General features: G+C 69.7%; 15 protein-coding genes and 1 pseudogene. 7 read left to right on the top strand and 9 right to left on the bottom strand.

Features of this window, described 5'->3' with window-relative positions:
* Positions 1–5: 5 nt before the first annotated feature.
* The 3 genes from U9J66_RS10380 to U9J66_RS10370 all read right to left on the bottom strand — a co-directional run bounded on the left by U9J66_RS10380 (position 6) and on the right by U9J66_RS10370 (position 3,680).
* Positions 6–797 carry a 3'(2'),5'-bisphosphate nucleotidase CysQ gene (locus U9J66_RS10380; protein WP_326337597.1) on the bottom strand — a complete coding sequence of 264 codons (792 nt, stop codon included), beginning with the start codon at positions 795–797 and terminating at the stop codon, positions 6–8.
* A gap of 3 nt (positions 798–800) precedes the next feature.
* Positions 801–2,336: a sugar transferase gene (locus U9J66_RS10375; protein WP_017533388.1), complete on the bottom strand. Its 1,536-nt coding sequence runs from the start codon at positions 2,334–2,336 to the stop codon at positions 801–803.
* Between the two features lie 363 nt (positions 2,337–2,699).
* Positions 2,700–3,680, bottom strand: coding sequence for a DsbA family oxidoreductase (locus tag U9J66_RS10370; protein WP_326337596.1), 981 nt, complete (start codon positions 3,678–3,680; stop codon positions 2,700–2,702).
* A 47-nt stretch (positions 3,681–3,727) separates the two neighbouring features.
* Between U9J66_RS10370 and U9J66_RS10365 the strand changes: the two genes are divergently transcribed.
* The gene (locus tag U9J66_RS10365) at positions 3,728–4,291 is read left to right on the top strand and encodes a TetR/AcrR family transcriptional regulator (RefSeq protein WP_326337595.1); all 564 of its coding nucleotides are present in this window, start codon (positions 3,728–3,730) and stop codon (positions 4,289–4,291) included.
* A gap of 66 nt (positions 4,292–4,357) precedes the next feature.
* Here the strand turns inward: U9J66_RS10365 and pth are convergent, their stop codons facing one another.
* From pth to glmU, 4 genes are all read right to left on the bottom strand, one after another.
* Positions 4,358–4,993, bottom strand: a complete 636-nt coding sequence (pth, locus tag U9J66_RS10360; protein ID WP_014913330.1) for an aminoacyl-tRNA hydrolase — start codon at positions 4,991–4,993, stop codon at positions 4,358–4,360.
* Positions 4,994–5,100: 107 nt separating this feature from the next.
* Positions 5,101–5,688: a 50S ribosomal protein L25/general stress protein Ctc gene (locus U9J66_RS10355; RefSeq protein WP_041561711.1), complete on the bottom strand. Its 588-nt coding sequence runs from the start codon at positions 5,686–5,688 to the stop codon at positions 5,101–5,103.
* Between the two features lie 355 nt (positions 5,689–6,043).
* Positions 6,044–7,012: a ribose-phosphate diphosphokinase gene (locus U9J66_RS10350; RefSeq protein WP_014912904.1), complete on the bottom strand. Its 969-nt coding sequence runs from the start codon at positions 7,010–7,012 to the stop codon at positions 6,044–6,046.
* A 20-nt stretch (positions 7,013–7,032) separates the two neighbouring features.
* Complete coding sequence (gene glmU, locus U9J66_RS10345; protein ID WP_026124781.1) at positions 7,033–8,496, bottom strand: bifunctional UDP-N-acetylglucosamine diphosphorylase/glucosamine-1-phosphate N-acetyltransferase GlmU; 1,464 nt, start codon at positions 8,494–8,496, stop codon at positions 7,033–7,035.
* A 543-nt stretch (positions 8,497–9,039) separates the two neighbouring features.
* On the opposite strand from glmU, the gene U9J66_RS10340 reads away from it, so the two are divergent.
* The 5 genes and pseudogenes from U9J66_RS10340 to U9J66_RS10320 form a co-directional block, all read left to right on the top strand.
* Positions 9,040–10,011: an acyl-CoA desaturase gene (locus tag U9J66_RS10340; RefSeq protein WP_014909339.1), complete on the top strand. Its 972-nt coding sequence runs from the start codon at positions 9,040–9,042 to the stop codon at positions 10,009–10,011.
* Positions 10,012–10,025: 14 nt separating this feature from the next.
* Positions 10,026–10,688, top strand: coding sequence for a TetR/AcrR family transcriptional regulator (locus tag U9J66_RS10335; RefSeq protein ID WP_026124780.1), 663 nt, complete (start codon positions 10,026–10,028; stop codon positions 10,686–10,688).
* 111 nt (positions 10,689–10,799) lie between these two features.
* The gene (locus tag U9J66_RS10330; protein WP_017533382.1) at positions 10,800–11,309 is read left to right on the top strand and encodes a MarR family winged helix-turn-helix transcriptional regulator; all 510 of its coding nucleotides are present in this window, start codon (positions 10,800–10,802) and stop codon (positions 11,307–11,309) included.
* Positions 11,310–11,361: 52 nt separating this feature from the next.
* Entirely contained in the window at positions 11,362–12,288 is a 927-nt protein-coding gene (locus U9J66_RS10325) for an SGNH/GDSL hydrolase family protein (protein ID WP_326337594.1), read from the top strand.
* Between the two features lie 152 nt (positions 12,289–12,440).
* A pseudogene (locus tag U9J66_RS10320) lies at positions 12,441–12,767 on the top strand (Scr1 family TA system antitoxin-like transcriptional regulator); the annotation flags it as partial.
* Positions 12,768–12,816: 49 nt separating this feature from the next.
* On the opposite strand, the gene U9J66_RS10315 reads toward U9J66_RS10320, so the two are convergent.
* On the bottom strand, positions 12,817–13,740 hold the full coding sequence (locus tag U9J66_RS10315) for a LysR family transcriptional regulator (protein ID WP_326337593.1): 924 nt from the start codon (positions 13,738–13,740) through the stop codon (positions 12,817–12,819).
* 85 nt (positions 13,741–13,825) lie between these two features.
* On the opposite strand from U9J66_RS10315, the gene U9J66_RS10310 reads away from it, so the two are divergent.
* Positions 13,826–14,989 (top strand): TDT family transporter, encoded by a 1,164-nt coding sequence (locus tag U9J66_RS10310; protein WP_326337592.1) that lies wholly within the window; start codon positions 13,826–13,828, stop codon positions 14,987–14,989.
* A gap of 37 nt (positions 14,990–15,026) precedes the next feature.
* Here the strand turns inward: U9J66_RS10310 and U9J66_RS10305 are convergent, their stop codons facing one another.
* Complete coding sequence (locus U9J66_RS10305) at positions 15,027–15,518, bottom strand: glutathione peroxidase (protein ID WP_326337591.1); 492 nt, start codon at positions 15,516–15,518, stop codon at positions 15,027–15,029.
* Positions 15,519–15,548: the final 30 nt, after the last annotated feature.

Below are 15,548 nucleotides of genomic sequence, written 5' to 3'. Positions count from 1 at the left end.
ACCGTTCAGCCCCCCGCGTGTGGACCGGCGCTATCTAGGTCCGCGCCGTCGCGGATGCTCGCCAACAACATACCCGACAATTCCGATCGGCATACAAGGATATCGGGGAGTAGCGGGTCCGCCACGTTATAGCGCAATTCGGCCCCGTCGATCCGGGAGGCGTGCAACCCCGCGGCGCGCGCCACCGCCACCGGCGCGGCGCTGTCCCACTCGTACTGTCCGCCCGCGTGCACGTAGATGTCGGCGATCCCGAGCATCACGGCGCAGATCTTCGCCCCCGCCGAACCCATCGGGACGACCTCGGCCCCCATCTGGGTGGCCATGCGCTGCACGAACGCCGGAGGCCTGGTGCGGCTGGCGGTGATCCGCAGACGCTGCCCCTCCGGCCGCTCCTCCGGGAGCCAGGGCGGATCCACCGTGGACAGGCAGCTCCCCTGGGAGGGGAGCGCGACCGCCCCCGCGACCAGCTCGCCGTTCTCCCACAGCGCCACGTGCACGGCCCAGTCGGTACGGCCGGGCTCGGAGAACTCCCGGGTGCCGTCCAACGGGTCGATGATCCACACCCGTCGCGCCTTCAGCCTCGACTGATCGTCGACACCCTCCTCCGACAGCACCGCGTCACTGGGACGCAGCCGCCCGAGCGCCGAGAAGAGGAACTCGTGCGAGGTCCGGTCCCCCAGCGTGCGCAGTACCTCCGGCTCGTCGAAGCCGTGCCGGGCTCGCAGGCGCAGCAACAGCTGACCGGCCTCGGAGGCCAGGTCCCGGGCCACCTCATGATCGTTTCGGATACTCTTCACCGGCTAGTAAGCTCCCGCCCCACGGATCACCGCTGACCACGTCTTCCACAGGATCTGGATGTCCAACGTCAGCGACCAGTTTTCCACGTACCGCAGATCCAGGCGGACCGATTCCTCCCAAGAGAGGTCGGAACGACCGCTGACCTGCCAAAGACCCGTCAATCCCGGTTTGACCACCAATCTCCGACGGACGTCGTGCCCGTAGCGGGCGACCTCCTCCGGCAGCGGCGGCCTGGGACCGACGAGCGACATCTCTCCGCGCACCACGTTGACGAGCTGGGGAAGCTCGTCGAGGGAGTAGCGCCGCAACCATGCCCCGACAGGGGTGACGCGGGGGTCTCGACGCATCTTGAAGAGCACACCGTCGTGCTCGTTTCGGGGTTGTAGCACCGACTTCAACGTCTCGGCGCCGACCACCATCGTACGGAACTTGTACACGGTGAACTCGCCCCCGTCCCGACCCACACGGGTCTGTCGGAACAGTGCCGGCCCGTCCCCCTCGGCCCGAATGAGCACGAACAGCACGATGAACAGGGGTGAGAGCAGGAGGAGGGCCAGGGAGGCGGCGCAGCGATCGAAGACCCCCTTGATCAGCCGCCGGGCCCCGACCAGCTCGGGGTGTTCCACGTGGAGGAGGGGCAGACCGGCGACCGGACGGATGCTGGTGCGCGGGCCCGCGACCTCCATGAGGGCCGAGGCGACGGTGAGGTCGGTCCCGCTCTTCTCCAGCTCCCAGGCCAGCCGACGCAGTGCCACCCCGTCCATCTCCGGACAGGCCAGGACGGCGACCGTGTCCGCGTCGACCAGGGCGGCGGCGTCGGCCGCGTCGGCGAAGGTGCCCAGGACCGGACAGCCCTCCACCTCGCTCAGGTCCGTCTCGTGCGCGGGCAGGCACACGCCCACGACCCGCATGCCGTGGTAGATCTCGTCGCGAAAGCGCGTGATGAGCTCACCGGCGGCGTTCCGATACCCGACGACCACCACGCCGCTCATGCACGCACCGACCCGACGGCTCTGGTGCAGGGCCTTGCGGCGCGCGTAGCGCAGACCGAGGCTGAGCAGGACGAGCAGGGGCAGGGTGACGAGCACGTAACCGCGGGCGAGGTCGAACTTGACGGCGTAGGCCCCGATGGCGACGGTCGCGGCCAGCAGCGTTCCGGCCACCGCGACCCGGCGGTACTCCTCGGTGCCCACACCCAGGAAGCGACGTTCGTACCCGCCTCCGAGTCGGACGAAGACCACCCAGACCAGGGGCAGTACGAGCGAGAGGGCCAGGTAGGGCGCGGTGGTGGTCGCCGCGAGGGCGTCATGGAACCGGGCCGCGGTGCCTGCGAGGGTCGCGGTCAGGGCGGCGATCAGGTCGAGTCCGACCAGGCCGACGATGTAGGGGCGTACCCAGGCGCGGGTTCCGCCTCCGGACGGCCGGATCGGCGGACGTCGATGGCCGCCGCCCTTCGGCCCGGCCGAGGTGTCCGTCTCCGAACGCGGCGCCGGCCGGACGGTGGGTTCTCCCTGGATGGTCCCGCTACCTGTGACCACGTCTTCCCCTCAGGTTTCAGACACTCACCTTGAGTAGTCGCCCCTGGCGCCATGGGGCTCATGTGGAGGGTATGAGCGGGGCGCGCCATCGGGCGCAGAACACCTACTGCCAACCCGAACAGTAGCTAAAAGTAGTCGAGAAGTCGCTCGGAGTTGTTGCTTGTCAAGGAAGAAGTCCTGCTCAAGGGGAGAATGTGGCTATCCCGAGACCGGCAAGGCCTTCCTCGGCCCACCCCCGAGGGCCAGAACCGAACCGCCCGGCGCCTGCGACCGAAACCCTGTGCGGAACGTGATCGCCCCGGCCGAGGAGAACACCTCGGCCGGGGCGTGGAGCACGTCCCACCGGAGACGACCCTTCCGGGCTCAGGCCAGGCTCGGGTCCATCACGGCGGCCAGCCGCAGGTGCGGCCCGGCCGCCTCCTTCTCCCCCTGCCTACGGAGCGTGGTCCCCAGAAGCAGGTGGGCGTAGGCGTCGTCGGCCCCGTCGGCGATCAGCCCTTCCAAGGTCCGGCGCGCCCGACCCAGCTGGGCCGAGTGGTAGTAGGCGCGGGCGGCGAGCAGGCGGAGCGCCCGGTCGGAACCGTGCTCCTCCAGCAGGGGGCCCAGGAGTTCGAGGGCTCCCAAAGGGTCGCGCAGGTCGACCAACGCCTCGGCTCGACGCAACCGCTCCACCTCCTCCGGGAGCCTCCGGGGGCTCCGCCGAGCGGCCTCCCCCAGAAACTCCTCGATGAGTTCGGAGGGCTGTGCGCCGGCCAGGGACATCCCGTTGAGGACGAAGGTCGGCGAGGTCGCCACCCCCTCGGCCTTGCCGACGAGGAGGCGTTCGCGCACGAGCCGCTCGCCGCCCCCGTCGGCCAGAACGGACCCGCCCCGCCCGAACCCGGCCTCGGCTGCGAGCGCCGCCAGGACCTCCGGGTCGCCGATGTCCCGTTCCTCCACGAAGTGGGCGCGCAGGACCCGTTCGGCCACGGCGTCCTGGAGAGCGGGGCCGCCCTCCTCCTCGGCCAGGGCCAGCAGACGGTGGGCGCGCCGAGAGTCGACACGCCACGCGGCACCCCAGCGATCCCCGAGCCCCTCGGCCGCGGCGATCTCCGACACCCGGGCCCAGTTCTCCTCCAGAGTCGTGCCCGCCGGGCCACAGGAGAGCATCGCGTCCTCGACGAAGGGGTCGCGCACCGCCTCATCCAAGGGTTCGGACACGGCGGGGGCCGCGGGGTCGATCAGGTAGGGCCGCCACACGACCTCGACCTTCTCGCCCTCGTGGTTCCGCAGCGCCCGCTCCAGCCGACGCCTGCCGATGTAGGCCCAGGGGCAGACCACGTCCGCCCAGATCTCGATCCTCATGCCATGAAGATAAACGACAAGCGTTGTTAAAGCAACACCTGTCGTTTATGCTGTGGATCATGAACCCCGACGATCCCCGGGTCCGACGTACCCGAGAGCGCCTGCGCGCCGCACTGTTGTCACTGTCCGAGGAACGAGAGCTCTCCTCCCTCACCATGTCCGCCGTCGCACGACGGGCCGAGATCAACCGGGCCACCGCCTACCAGCACTACGCGGACCTGGACGCCCTGGTCGCCGACGCCATGGAGGACGCGGTGTCCCACGTCGCCGAATGCGCCGCGCTGTGCCCCCTGGACTCACCCGACGGCGCCACCCCCGCGCCCCTGGTCGACCTGTTCTCGCACGTGGCCGACAACGCCGTCCTCTACCGCAGGATGTTCACCGAGCGAGGAGGCTCCCGCTTCGCCGAGGTCCTGCGCGAACGCGTCGCCCGAGAGCTGCTCCCCGGATTCGACGCCGGTAGGCGACCGGCCCGCCACTCCGACGTGCCTCCACCCCTGCACGCCTCCTTCATCGCGGGCGCCCTGGTCGGAGCGATCGCCTCCGCGGCCGAGACCGACCGCTCCCCCACCACCGACGCCCGCGACACCTGGATCCTGCTCACCACGTGATCCCCCGCGACGACGAACGTCCCCGCTCCGGAGCACCCGGGACGGGGACGTTCGCGACCGCGACCCTCAGGCCGCGGTGTGAAAGACGTTCTGGGCCCGACCCAACCCCTCGGTGAGGATCGTGCGGACCGCGTCGGCGGCACGTTCGACGTTCAGTTCCAACTCGGGGCGTTCCGTCGAGGAGAAGTCGCGCAATACGTGGACGGCCGGATCCATCCGACCGGGCGGACGCCCCACACCGAAGCGCACCCGCAGGTAGTCCGGCCCGGACAGCGAGGCCGTGGTCGACTTCAGGCCGTTGTGACCACCGGAACCGCCGCCCCGCTTGAGCTTGAGCGCCCCGTAGTCGATGTCCATCTCGTCGTGCACGACGACGATCCGCTCCATCGGGACCTTGTAGAACTTCGCCAGACCGGCGATCGGCCCCCCGGACACGTTCATGAAGGTGCGGGGCTTGGCCAGGACCACGGAGGCACCGTCGATCCTCGTCTCCACGACGTCGGCGTTGGCCTTGTGCGCCTTCCAGCGCTCACCCTTGTCGGCCGCGAGGGCGTCCACCACCATGAACCCGGCGTTGTGCCGATTCCCCGCGTACTTGGGGCCGGGGTTGCCCAACCCCACCACCAACCAACGTTCGCTCTCCGCCATGTCCTCGTCGTCCTTGTTCTTCCCGACGCCCAACCTGCTCAACAAGCCCCACATGCCGCGAGCCTATCGGGGTCGGTCCACCCTGAACCCGAAACGCCGAACGCGCGGACCCCGGAAGGGACCGCGCGTTCGAACTCGAAGCGTGGAATGCGCACACCGAACTACTCGGCGGCGGCCTCGGCGGCCTCGGTGCTGGTCTCCGGCTCATCGGCCACGCGCGGCGCGGAGACGGTCAGGACCGTGGTCTCCGGGTCGTCGATGAGCGTGGCGCCCTCGGGCAGCACGACCTCACCGGCGGTGGGGACGGCACCGATCTCCAGACCCTGAATGTCGAACTCGACCTGGCCGGGGATGTTGTGGGCCTCGACCTCGACGCGCACGGTCACCAGCTCCTGGTTGAGAACACCCGGGGCCTTGACCTCGCCGGTCAGGACCAGGGGCACCTCGACCTCGACCTTCTCGCCCTTGGTGACGACCAGCAGGTCGACGTGCTCCAGGAACCCCTTGATCGCGTCGCGCTGCACGCTCTTGGGCAGGGCGAGGTTGTTCTTGTCCAGGCCGTCGAGACGGATCAGGACGTTCGGGGTCTTCAGGGCGAGCATGAGCTCGTGGCCCGGAAGGTTCAGGTGGCGGGGCTCGGTGCCGTGGCCGTAGAGGACGGCCGGCACCTTACCCGCGCGGCGGGCGCGACGGGAGGCGCCCTTGCCGAATTCCGTGCGGGGCTCGGCAGCGATACGTACCTCGGACACGACAAAACTCCTCGGGTTCAACCCCGCAACACGGGGAACACGACTCCATTAGTACGAACGATTCTCGCCCTCGGCGGAGAATACGACGGGGTCGCCCGGCTGGCAGGGGACTCGACCGCCTTGGTTCCAGGCGTGCCCGGCGAGCCGTCACCGGACCCGTTTCGGCCCGGGAACGCTCGTCGCGCACCCCTGCCCGCGTTGTTTCCGAACGGTTACACACGAAGACACGTGGAATCCGTCCGGGCACGGGGACACTCGGCCAAGTCTACTGGTTCCGGTGACGACTCCGTACATGCCCCACAGAGACCCCCGGCGGACCGGGCGGCCCCTGTGGGGCATGTCATGACCCGGGGGGTTACTCGAACAGGCTCGTGACCGAGCCGTCGGTGAACACCTCGTTGACGGCACGTGCCACCAGCGGGGCGATCGAGAGCTGGGTCAGCTTCTCGAAGGAACGCTCCTCGGGGACCGGAAGGGTGTTCGTGATCACCACTTCGGAGATCCGGGAGTTCTGCAGACGCTCGGCCGCCGGCCCGGACAGCACACCGTGCGTGGCCGCCACCAGGACCTTGGCCGCGCCCTGCTCGAAGAGGGCCTCGGAGGCCTTCACGATGGTGCCGCCGGTGTCGATCATGTCGTCGACCAGGACGCAGACGCGGCCCTTGACCTCACCGACGACCTCGTGGACCTTCACCTCGTTGGCGACGTCGGGGTCACGCCGCTTGTGGATGATCGCCAGCGGGGCGCCCAGACGGTCCGCCCAACGGTCGGCGGTGCGCACACGGCCGGCGTCCGGGGAGACCACCGTGATCTGGGACCGGTCGACCCGACCCGCGATGTGGTCGGCCAGGATCGGCAGCGCGAACAGGTGGTCGACCGGGCCGTCGAAGAAGCCCTGGATCTGGTCCGTGTGCAGGTCGACGGCCATCATCCGGTCCGCGCCCGCGGTCCGGAACAGGTCCGTCATCAGGCGGGCGGAGATGGGCTCGCGACCGCGGTGCTTCTTGTCCTGACGCGCGTAGCCGAAGAACGGCGTGACCACGGTGATCCGCTTGGCGGAGGCCCGCTTCAGGGCGTCCACCATGATCAGCTGCTCCATGATGGACTCGTTGATCGGGTCCGCGTGGCACTGGATCACGAAGGCGTCCGAACCGCGTACCGACTCCAGGTAGCGGACGAAGATCTCTCCGTTGGCGAAGGTGTCGAACCGGGTGGGGACCACGTCGATCCCCAGTTCCTTGGCCACCTCCTCGGCCAGCGCGGGGTGCGTGCGCCCCGAGAAAAGCATCAATTGTTTCTGTCCGGTGGCCTTCATCCCGGTCACGTGTTTCTCCCCCACAGTCACTACTCGTTCGCGGAGTCGGCTCTACGCCGTTCCGCCTCCTCCGCCGCCTCGGCGGAGGCCGTTCCCGGACGCTTGCGACGCGTCCAGCCCTCGACGTTGCGCTGCCGGTGCCCCTCGGAGACGGCGAGTGCACCCGGCGGAACGTCCTCGCGGACCACCGTCCCGGCCCCGGAGTAGGCACCGTCGCCGACGGTCACCGGCGCGACGATGGTGTTGTCGCTGCCGATGCGCACGTGGTCGCCGATGGTGCTCCGGGACTTGTCGACCCCGTCGTAGTTGACGAACACCGAGGAGCAGCCGATGTTGCTGCCCACGCCGATGTCGGCGTCGCCCACGTAGGTCAGGTGCGGGATCTTGGAACCGGTGCCGACGTTCGAGTTCTTGACCTCGACGAAGGCTCCGGCCTTGGCCCGCTCGGCCAGGCGGGTGCCCGGCCGGAGGTAGGTGTAGGGACCGACGGTGGTCTCGGGACCGATCTCCGCGCGGTCGGCGGTGGTCTCGCGCACCTCGGCGCCGTCGCCGACGACGGTGTCGCGAAGGTCGGCGCCGGGGCCGATCCGGGCGTCCTCGCCGATCCTGGTGGTTCCGTACAGGCGGCTGTCGGGGAGCACCACGGTGTCCACGCCGATGCTCACCTCGGAGTCGATCCAGGTCGTCGCGGGGTCGACGATGGTGACCCCGGCGAGCATGTGCTGTTCGAGGAGGCGCTCGTTGAGCAGGCGCCGGGCCTCGGCGAGCTGGACGCGGTTGTTGACGCCCTGGACCTCGTGGCGGTCCGCGGTGCTCCAGGCGCCGACACGGTGGCCGTCGCCGCGCAGCAGGGACACCACGTCGGTGATGTACTCCTCGCCCTTGGCGTTGTCGCTGGACAGACGCTGGACGACCTCGGTCAGCAGGGAGCCGTCGAAGGCGTACATGCCCGAGTTGATCTCGTCGATCGCGAGCTGTTCGGGGGTGGCGTCGGCGTGTTCGACGATCTCGGTGAAGGAGCCCGCGTCGTCGCGGACGATGCGACCGTAGCCGTGCGGATCCGGGACCCGGGCGGACAGGACGGTCACCGCGTTGCCCTCGCGCTCGTGCTCGGCGATCAGGCCGTTGAGCGTCTCACCGCGGAGCAGAGGTGTGTCGCCACAGGTGAGAACGACCGTGCCGGTGAGCTTCAGACCCTTGTCGGCCAGGTCCTCCAGAGCCATGCGCACCGCGTGACCGGTGCCGTTCTGCTCCTCCTGGACCGCGGTGAGCGCCTCGGGGGCGACCCGCTCCAGGTGCTGGGCGATGCGCTCCCGCTTGTGGCCCAGGACCACCACGGTGTGCTCCGGGTCGGTCGCCCGAGCCGCTTCGAGGACGTGGCCCAACATGCTGCGGCCCGCGATCTCGTGAAGCATCTTGGGGAGTTTCGACTTCATCCGGGTGCCCTCTCCCGCGGAGAGGACGATGACGGCAGCCGGGCGTTTCACGCTCACTGGAGGAGACCCCTCGTGATAGCTGGCACATGAACAGTCGGCTCACCCTTCGGCGGCGCGTCCCGCATGCCGCGCGGGCGGCCGTCGGATGACCAGCGGCCGACAGGGGAAGGATACATGCGCGTCACGAGCGCCCCCCGGTGGCGGCGCACGTTGACGAGGGCGCCCGTCCGGCGGGGTGTCCGCACACCCCTGGGGCCCGGGAAAGCGGCGTCGGATGTGAGTTGCGCCGCCGTGGACCCTCCGCGCCCCGGGGCGAGGGGGCGATCAGGGTCGGGAACAGCTCCCGGACCAGGGCTCGAACCTGGACGATGGGGACCAAAACCCCACATGCTGCCGATTACATCATCCGGGAACGCGCCGGGCCTCCGGCCCGTGCGTCCGTCACCAACATAGCGCCTTCCAGGGAGGGCTTGCCAAACCTACGGGTTCGTAGGTTACGGTTACGTAGGAATAGGTTGGACCGTCCCCACGGGTGCCCCGTACCCCGGCGACGCCGTTCTGACCAGTGACGACGTTCTCCGTGACGAGGTGTGCGAGACCATGACCACTGCTCCCGAACTACCCGCGGAAGGCACCGCCACGACGCGCCCCAAACGCGAGGCGATCCCCGAGTACGAGCCCGAGCTGAGGGGCAAGGCCGAGCGCTACACCGTGTTCGCCTTCGTCTTCGTGCCGCTCCTCGCGCTCTTGGGCGCGGTGCCCTTCTTCTGGGGCTGGGGCCTGTCGGTGACGGACATCGTCATCGCCGTGGTCTTCTACGTGATCAGCGGTCTCGGCATCACCGTCGGCTTCCACCGGCACTTCACGCACGGTTCCTTCCGCGCCAACCGGCCGCTGCGGATCGCCCTGGCGATCGCGGGCAGCATGGCCATCGAGGGCAGCGTCATCAAGTGGGTGGCCGACCACCGCCGCCACCACAAGTACGCCGACGCCGAGGGCGACCCGCACTCCCCGTGGCGCTTCGGCGACGACTGGAAGTCCGTGGCCAAGGGCATGTACTACGCCCACATGGCCTGGATGTACCTGGACGAGAAGAAGACCTCTCCGCGCCGCTTCACCCCGGACCTGCTCAAGGACAAGGACGTCGTCCTCGTCGACCGACTGTTCGTGCCGATCGTGCTCTTCTCCCTGTTCGCCCCGGCCGCCATCGGCGGCCTGGTGACCATGTCCTGGTGGGGCGCCGTCACCGCGTTCTTCTGGGCCGGTCTGGTCCGCGTCGCGCTGCTGCACCACGTCACCTGGTCGGTCAACTCCATCTGCCACACCATCGGCGAGGAGAACTTCGAGGTGCGCGACCGCTCCCGCAACGTGTGGTGGCTGGCCATCCCCTCCTTCGGCGAGTCCTGGCACAACCTGCACCACGCCGACCCGACCTGCGCACGTCACGGCGTCCTCAAGGGTCAGATCGACATCTCCGCCCGGGTCATCTGGGCCTTCGAGAAGATCGGCTGGGCCACCAAGGTCCGCTGGCCCAACAACGAACGACTCGCCGCGAAGCGGGTCAAGGTCTAGGATCGGTAACCATCATGGGAGCAGCCGACAGCGAACAGAGGACCCGCGTGCGCCGCAAGCGCATGACGGGCAAGGAGCGTCGGCAACAGCTGTTGGGGATCGGCCGGGAGCTGTTCGCCGAACGAGGGTTCGACGCGACCTCCGTCGAGGAGATCGCCGCTCGGGCCGGTGTGTCCAAGCCCGTGGTCTACGAGCACTTCGGCGGCAAGGAGGGCATCTACGCCGTCGTCGTGGACCGGGAGATGCGCACGCTCCTGGACATGATGGGCGAGGCCCTCACCGCCGATCACGCCCGGAGCAAGATCGAGAAGGCGGCCTTGGCCCTGCTGCGCTACGTCGAGGAGGACAGCGTCGGTTTCCGGGTGCTCACCCGGGACTCCCACGTCGCCTCCGGAACGGGTAGCTTCGCCAGCCTGATCAACGACATCGCCAGCCAGGTCGAGCACATCATGGCCGACGAGTTCGCCGAACGCGGTTACGACCCGGCGCTCGCCCCCATGTACGCGCAGGCCCTGGTCGGTATGTGGGCGCTGACCGGCCAGTGGTGGCTGGAGGTGCGCAAGCCCAAGCGCGAGGTGGTCGCGGCCCATCTGGTCAACCTGGCCTGGAACGGTCTCTCCTCCCTGGAGGCGAAGCCGAGTCTGGGCGAGGAGCACCGTCGAGGACGTTCCGGCTGACCCCGCTGCGGCGCCGTCCACGGGACCGGCGTCGCCCCAGGTCGCGTGTGGGGCGGGTGTGCAACGGCATACCCGCCCCACTATCTTGATGTCAAGAGATATGCTGTCCTCATGTGCGATGAGGTGGATGGGCTGTTGGAGGCGTGGCGCTCCGAACGGCCGGACTTGGACGTGACCCCGCTGGAGGTGTTCAGCCGGGTGTCCCGGCTCGCCCGCCACCTGGACCGCGCTCGACGCACCGTCTTCACCGAACACGCCCTGGAACCCTGGGAGTTCGACGTCCTCTCCGAGCTGCGCCGCTCGGGCCCTCCCTACGAGCTGAGCCCCGGTCGCCTGCTCAGGGCCACCCTGGTCACCTCCGGCACCATGACCAACCGGGTCGACCGACTGGCCGCCGCCGACCTCGTCCGCCGTCGCCCCGACCCCGCCGACAAACGCGGGGTCCTGGTCCGGCTCACCGACAAGGGCGCCGAACGGATCGACGCCGCACTGGAGTCGTTGCTGAGCTACGAGGAGACACTCCTCGCCCCCATGCCCACCGACGAGCGCGAACAACTGGCATCGTTACTGAGAAGCCTTCTGGCGCCGCTCGACAGAACGCCCTCCGGCCCACAGAACTAGGGCGTATGCCGAGCGCGCCGGTCCCCGCACACGATCCCGGTCGGAGAGCACTGTGAGAATCCGATGGACGGCCGCCCTCGCCGCGGCACTGACGATCACGGCCTGTTCGGCACCGGCCGACGAGGAGCCTCAGGAGAGGGCGGCCCCACAGAGCCACTACCTCTCCCTCGGCGACTCGTTGACCGTCGGCGTGCAGCCCGACGAATCCGGGGTGCCGGTGGAGACCTCCGAGGGCTACACGGACGTCCTGTACCGCGCCCTGAAGGACGAGGACTCCACGCTCGTCCATGAACGCATGGGGTGCGGCGGCGAGGACACCACCACCTTCATCGAGGGCGGGCTCATGCGGTGCGACCTCCGCTATGAGGGCGACTCCCAACTCGACCGTGCCGTGGCCTTCCTGGAGGAGCACGGCGACCGGGTCGACCTGGTCACCCTCACCATCGGCGGCAACAACTTCACCGGCTGCGTGAACGGAGTCCCCTCCGACCCCGAGGCCGAGATCGACCCCGACGCCCTCGGGGTGAACGAGGAGTGCGTGGCGGACGGGCTGGAGCGGTTGGAGACCGAGGTCCCCGTGATCGCCGAGCGTCTGGTCGAAGCGGCGTCGCCGGACACCCGGATCGTGGCGATGACCTACTACAACCCGTTCCAGGCCCTGGCCCTGGTGACCGGCCCCGAGGCGGCGGCCTCCGAGAGCGGACCGGCCGCCCGCACCGTCGAGATCATCGACGCGGTCAACGCCTCGCTCGTCGACTCCTACGAGGCCGCGGGCATCGAGGTCGCCGACGTGGCCGGGGCCTTCCAGGCGGCCGGCGCCGAGGCCCCCTCCGAGGGCGACGGGGCCGGGCTGCCCGCCGACCTGCGCGCCGTCTGCGCCCTCACCTGGATGTGCGACACCGCTCGAGGGCCCGACATCCACACCAACCCCGCCGGTGCCCGCACCATCGCCGAGGCCTTCCAGGAACGACTCGGCTAGGCACGGAAGGATCGTCGCCCCGGCCAGAGCGCGCGGGGTTCAGGGGGCTGTGTCCCTGACGCGGCGGGCGACCTCCGCGAGCCGTACGTCATCGGCCCTTTCGTGGTCGTGCGAGGACAGGTAGCCCTGCTCCACCCCGGGATCAGGCCTTCGCCAGGCAGGCCGGTTCTCCCGAGGTGATGGTGGAACAGATCGAGGACATCGCTCGTGTCGTGACTCAAGCGCCGAACGCGGTGGTCGGCGTTATCCCATGGACTCGACCGGCCCATGTCTTCCCAGGTCATGGCTTTAACATCTATGACGAGGACGCCGTCATGGTGGGCACGGAGACAGCGACCGCGACTCTGACCGGTACTGCCGACATTTCCACATATGTCGAGTTGTTCGGCGAGCTGGAGAAGTTGGCCGACTTCGGCGATGAGGCGGTCGCCCACCTGGAGCGCATCGCGGCGGAGTACCGGCAACTCGCGCGAGGGTGACGAGGGTGGAGAGGCGGGTGCTCCAGACCTCCCCTCCCGCCCCCCCACCTCACCCGGGCGGGCCGGCGAGGACGTGCCTCAACAATTCCTCCGCGGCTCGCGAGAGCCTCGTCCCCTCGGCCCAGATCACGGCGAGCGGCCTGGTCAACCGCACCCCCGACACCGGGACCTCGACCAACCTCCCACCGTCGAGATCCTCCTCGACGGCGCGGCGGCTGACCACGGCGGGAAGCCCCTCCTCGATGGCGGTGAGCCGGATGCCCGCCGCCGTGGGCAGCTCCGCCGCCGGCGCTACCGGCGCCAACGGCTCCGGTAGCGCCCCGAGCGCGTACTCGAAGGCGCTTCGAGTACCCGACCCCGGCTCCCGGAGGACGAGCGGGGTGGAGGCGAGCCCGCGCGCCGTGATCGGCCGGCGCCGCAGGGCCCAAGGGTGTCCCGGTGCGACGACGACGGCCAGGTCGTCGGAGCCGATGATCCGGTACTCCACGTCGCGCACCGGCTCGGGCGTCTCGACGAAGCCCAGGTCCGCCCGCCCCTCACGGACCCGTTCGACGACCTCGGTGCTGTTGGCCGCCACCAGTCTCACCTCGGGCGGCTCTCCCCGTCCGGTCTCCTGACGCATGGCCCTCAGCCAGCGCGGCATGAGGTGCTCGGCGATGGTGAGGCTCGCGGCGACCGTCAACCGCGATTCCGCGTCCCCGCGCAGGGTCGCGAGGGAGGTCGCCACCCGATCCGCCGAGGCCAGGAGTTCGCCCGCCCACCCGGCGACGAGCACGCCCGTGTCGGTGAGGCGCGCCCCCTGCGCGCCACGCGCCACCAGCGTCACGCCCAGCCGTGCCTCCAACTTCTTCACCCTCGCCGACACGGCCTGCTGGGTCACCCCCAACCTCCGTGCCGCCTCGGTGAGGCTGTGACCGTCCCCGACCATGGCCAGAACCCGGAGCGCGACGAGGTCCAGATCGACCGGGTCCATGCCCGTCCCCCTTCACAAACAACGCTTGTGCCGCCACAAGGACATCACTCTTCCCGGGACCGCCGCGCGGCGGCACTCTGGGCTCATGACCTTCTCACCTTCGTCGACGTCCGCGCCCACCCCCTCCGCTCCGGCCCGCGGATCCGGCCGCCGGTGGCTGTGGCGTGACGTCGACGACGTGAGGGACCTGGTCGGCTCGGTGACCCCGAACTGGTACGCGTCGATCATGGGCACCGGCATCGTCGCCGTCGCCGCCGCGACCCTGCCGTTCCAGTCCTCGGCCCTGCGGATCTGGGCGACGGGCGTGTGGATCCTGGCCACCGTCCTGCTGATCACTCTGACGGTGGCCTTCTTCGTCCACTTACGCGTCGCCGCCTCCAAGGCGCGCGGCTCCCTCACGCATCCGGTGATGGCGCACTTCCTGGGCGCCCCGCCCATGGCGCTGCTCACCGTCGGCACCGGAACCCTGCTGCTCGGCGGGGACCTTCTCGGGCAGCGGACCGTGGTCGTCGTCGACGCCGTCCTGTGGACGCTCGGCACCCTCCTCGGGCTCGCGTGCGCCTGGTACGTCACCTACACGACCTTCATCGGGAGGAACCACAGCCCGGTGGAGTCGACCTTCGGCGGCCGGCTGATGCCCGTCGTCCCGCCGATGGTCTCGGCGGCCTCCGGAGCCCTGCTCGTCCCCCACATACCCGCCGGTGAGCCACGTCTGCTGATGTTCCTGGCCTGCTACGCCATGTTCGGTCTCTCGCTGGTCGCCTCGTTGCCGATCATCGTCATGCTGTGGACCAGGCTCGTTCAGCACGGCCCCGGAGAGACCACCATGGTGCCGACGCTGTGGATCGTGCTGGGCCCTCTGGGGCAGTCCATCACCGCGGCGAACCTCCTGGGCGACAGCGCCCACCACGCCGTCTCCGCACGGCTCGCGACCGCCTTCGAACTCTTCGGCGTGGTCTACGGGCTCCCCGTCCTCGGGTTCGCCCTGCTGTGGGCGAGCGTCGCGGCGGCGGTGACGGTCCATCGGTTCCGCGGCGGGGCGCCCTTCGCCCTGACCTGGTGGTCCTTCACCTTCCCCGTCGGCACCTGCGTCACCGGCGTCGGTGCGCTGGCCGGCCACACCGGGTCGGTCACCCTGGCCTGGCTCGCCGCCGTCCTCTACGTCGGGCTCGTCGCCGCCTGGATCGTCGTCGCGACGCGCACCTTCCACGGGAGCGTCGTCAGCGGCCGGCTGCTCGCCCCGTCGTGAACCGGCCGCCGAACGCCCGGCGTGGACGGTCCTCCGGTCAGGTGCCCTCGGGCAGGGAACCCTCGATGAGGTCGACGATCTCGGGGGCGTCGGGCACCGTGGTCGGCCGGAATCGGTGCGTGGTCCCGTCCGGCAGGACCAGGAACTTCTCGAAGTTCCACCTGATCCGTCCGGCGCTCCCCCCGGCGTCGGGGACCCGGGTGAGCTCCTCGTAGAGGGGGTGGCGCCCGCGTCCGTTGACCTTCGTCTTGGTGGTCATCGGGAAGGTGACGCCCCAGGTCGTCGAGCAGTACTCGGCGATCTTGTCGTCGCCGCCGAACTCCTGGAGGAACTGGTTGCTGGGGAATCCGATGACCGTGAAACCGCGGTCGGCGTAGCGCTTCTGGAGCTCCTCCAGCGCACCGTACTGGGAGGTGAGTCCGCAGCGGGACGCCACGTTCACCACCAGGCGCACCTTTCCGGCCCACTCGCCGAAGGTGGTCTCGCGTCCGTCGATCAGGGTGACCGGGATCGAGTCCAGGTCGGCCATGGCGTCTCCTTGCGTTCGGAACCGTACGCG

It is taken from the genome of Nocardiopsis sp. LDBS1602 (assembly GCF_035818715.1).
Classification (GTDB): Bacteria; Actinomycetota; Actinomycetes; order Streptosporangiales; family Streptosporangiaceae; genus Nocardiopsis; species Nocardiopsis alba.
The sequence above is the reverse complement of the archived record's forward strand: the minus strand, read 5'-3'. Positions and strand labels throughout refer to the sequence as shown.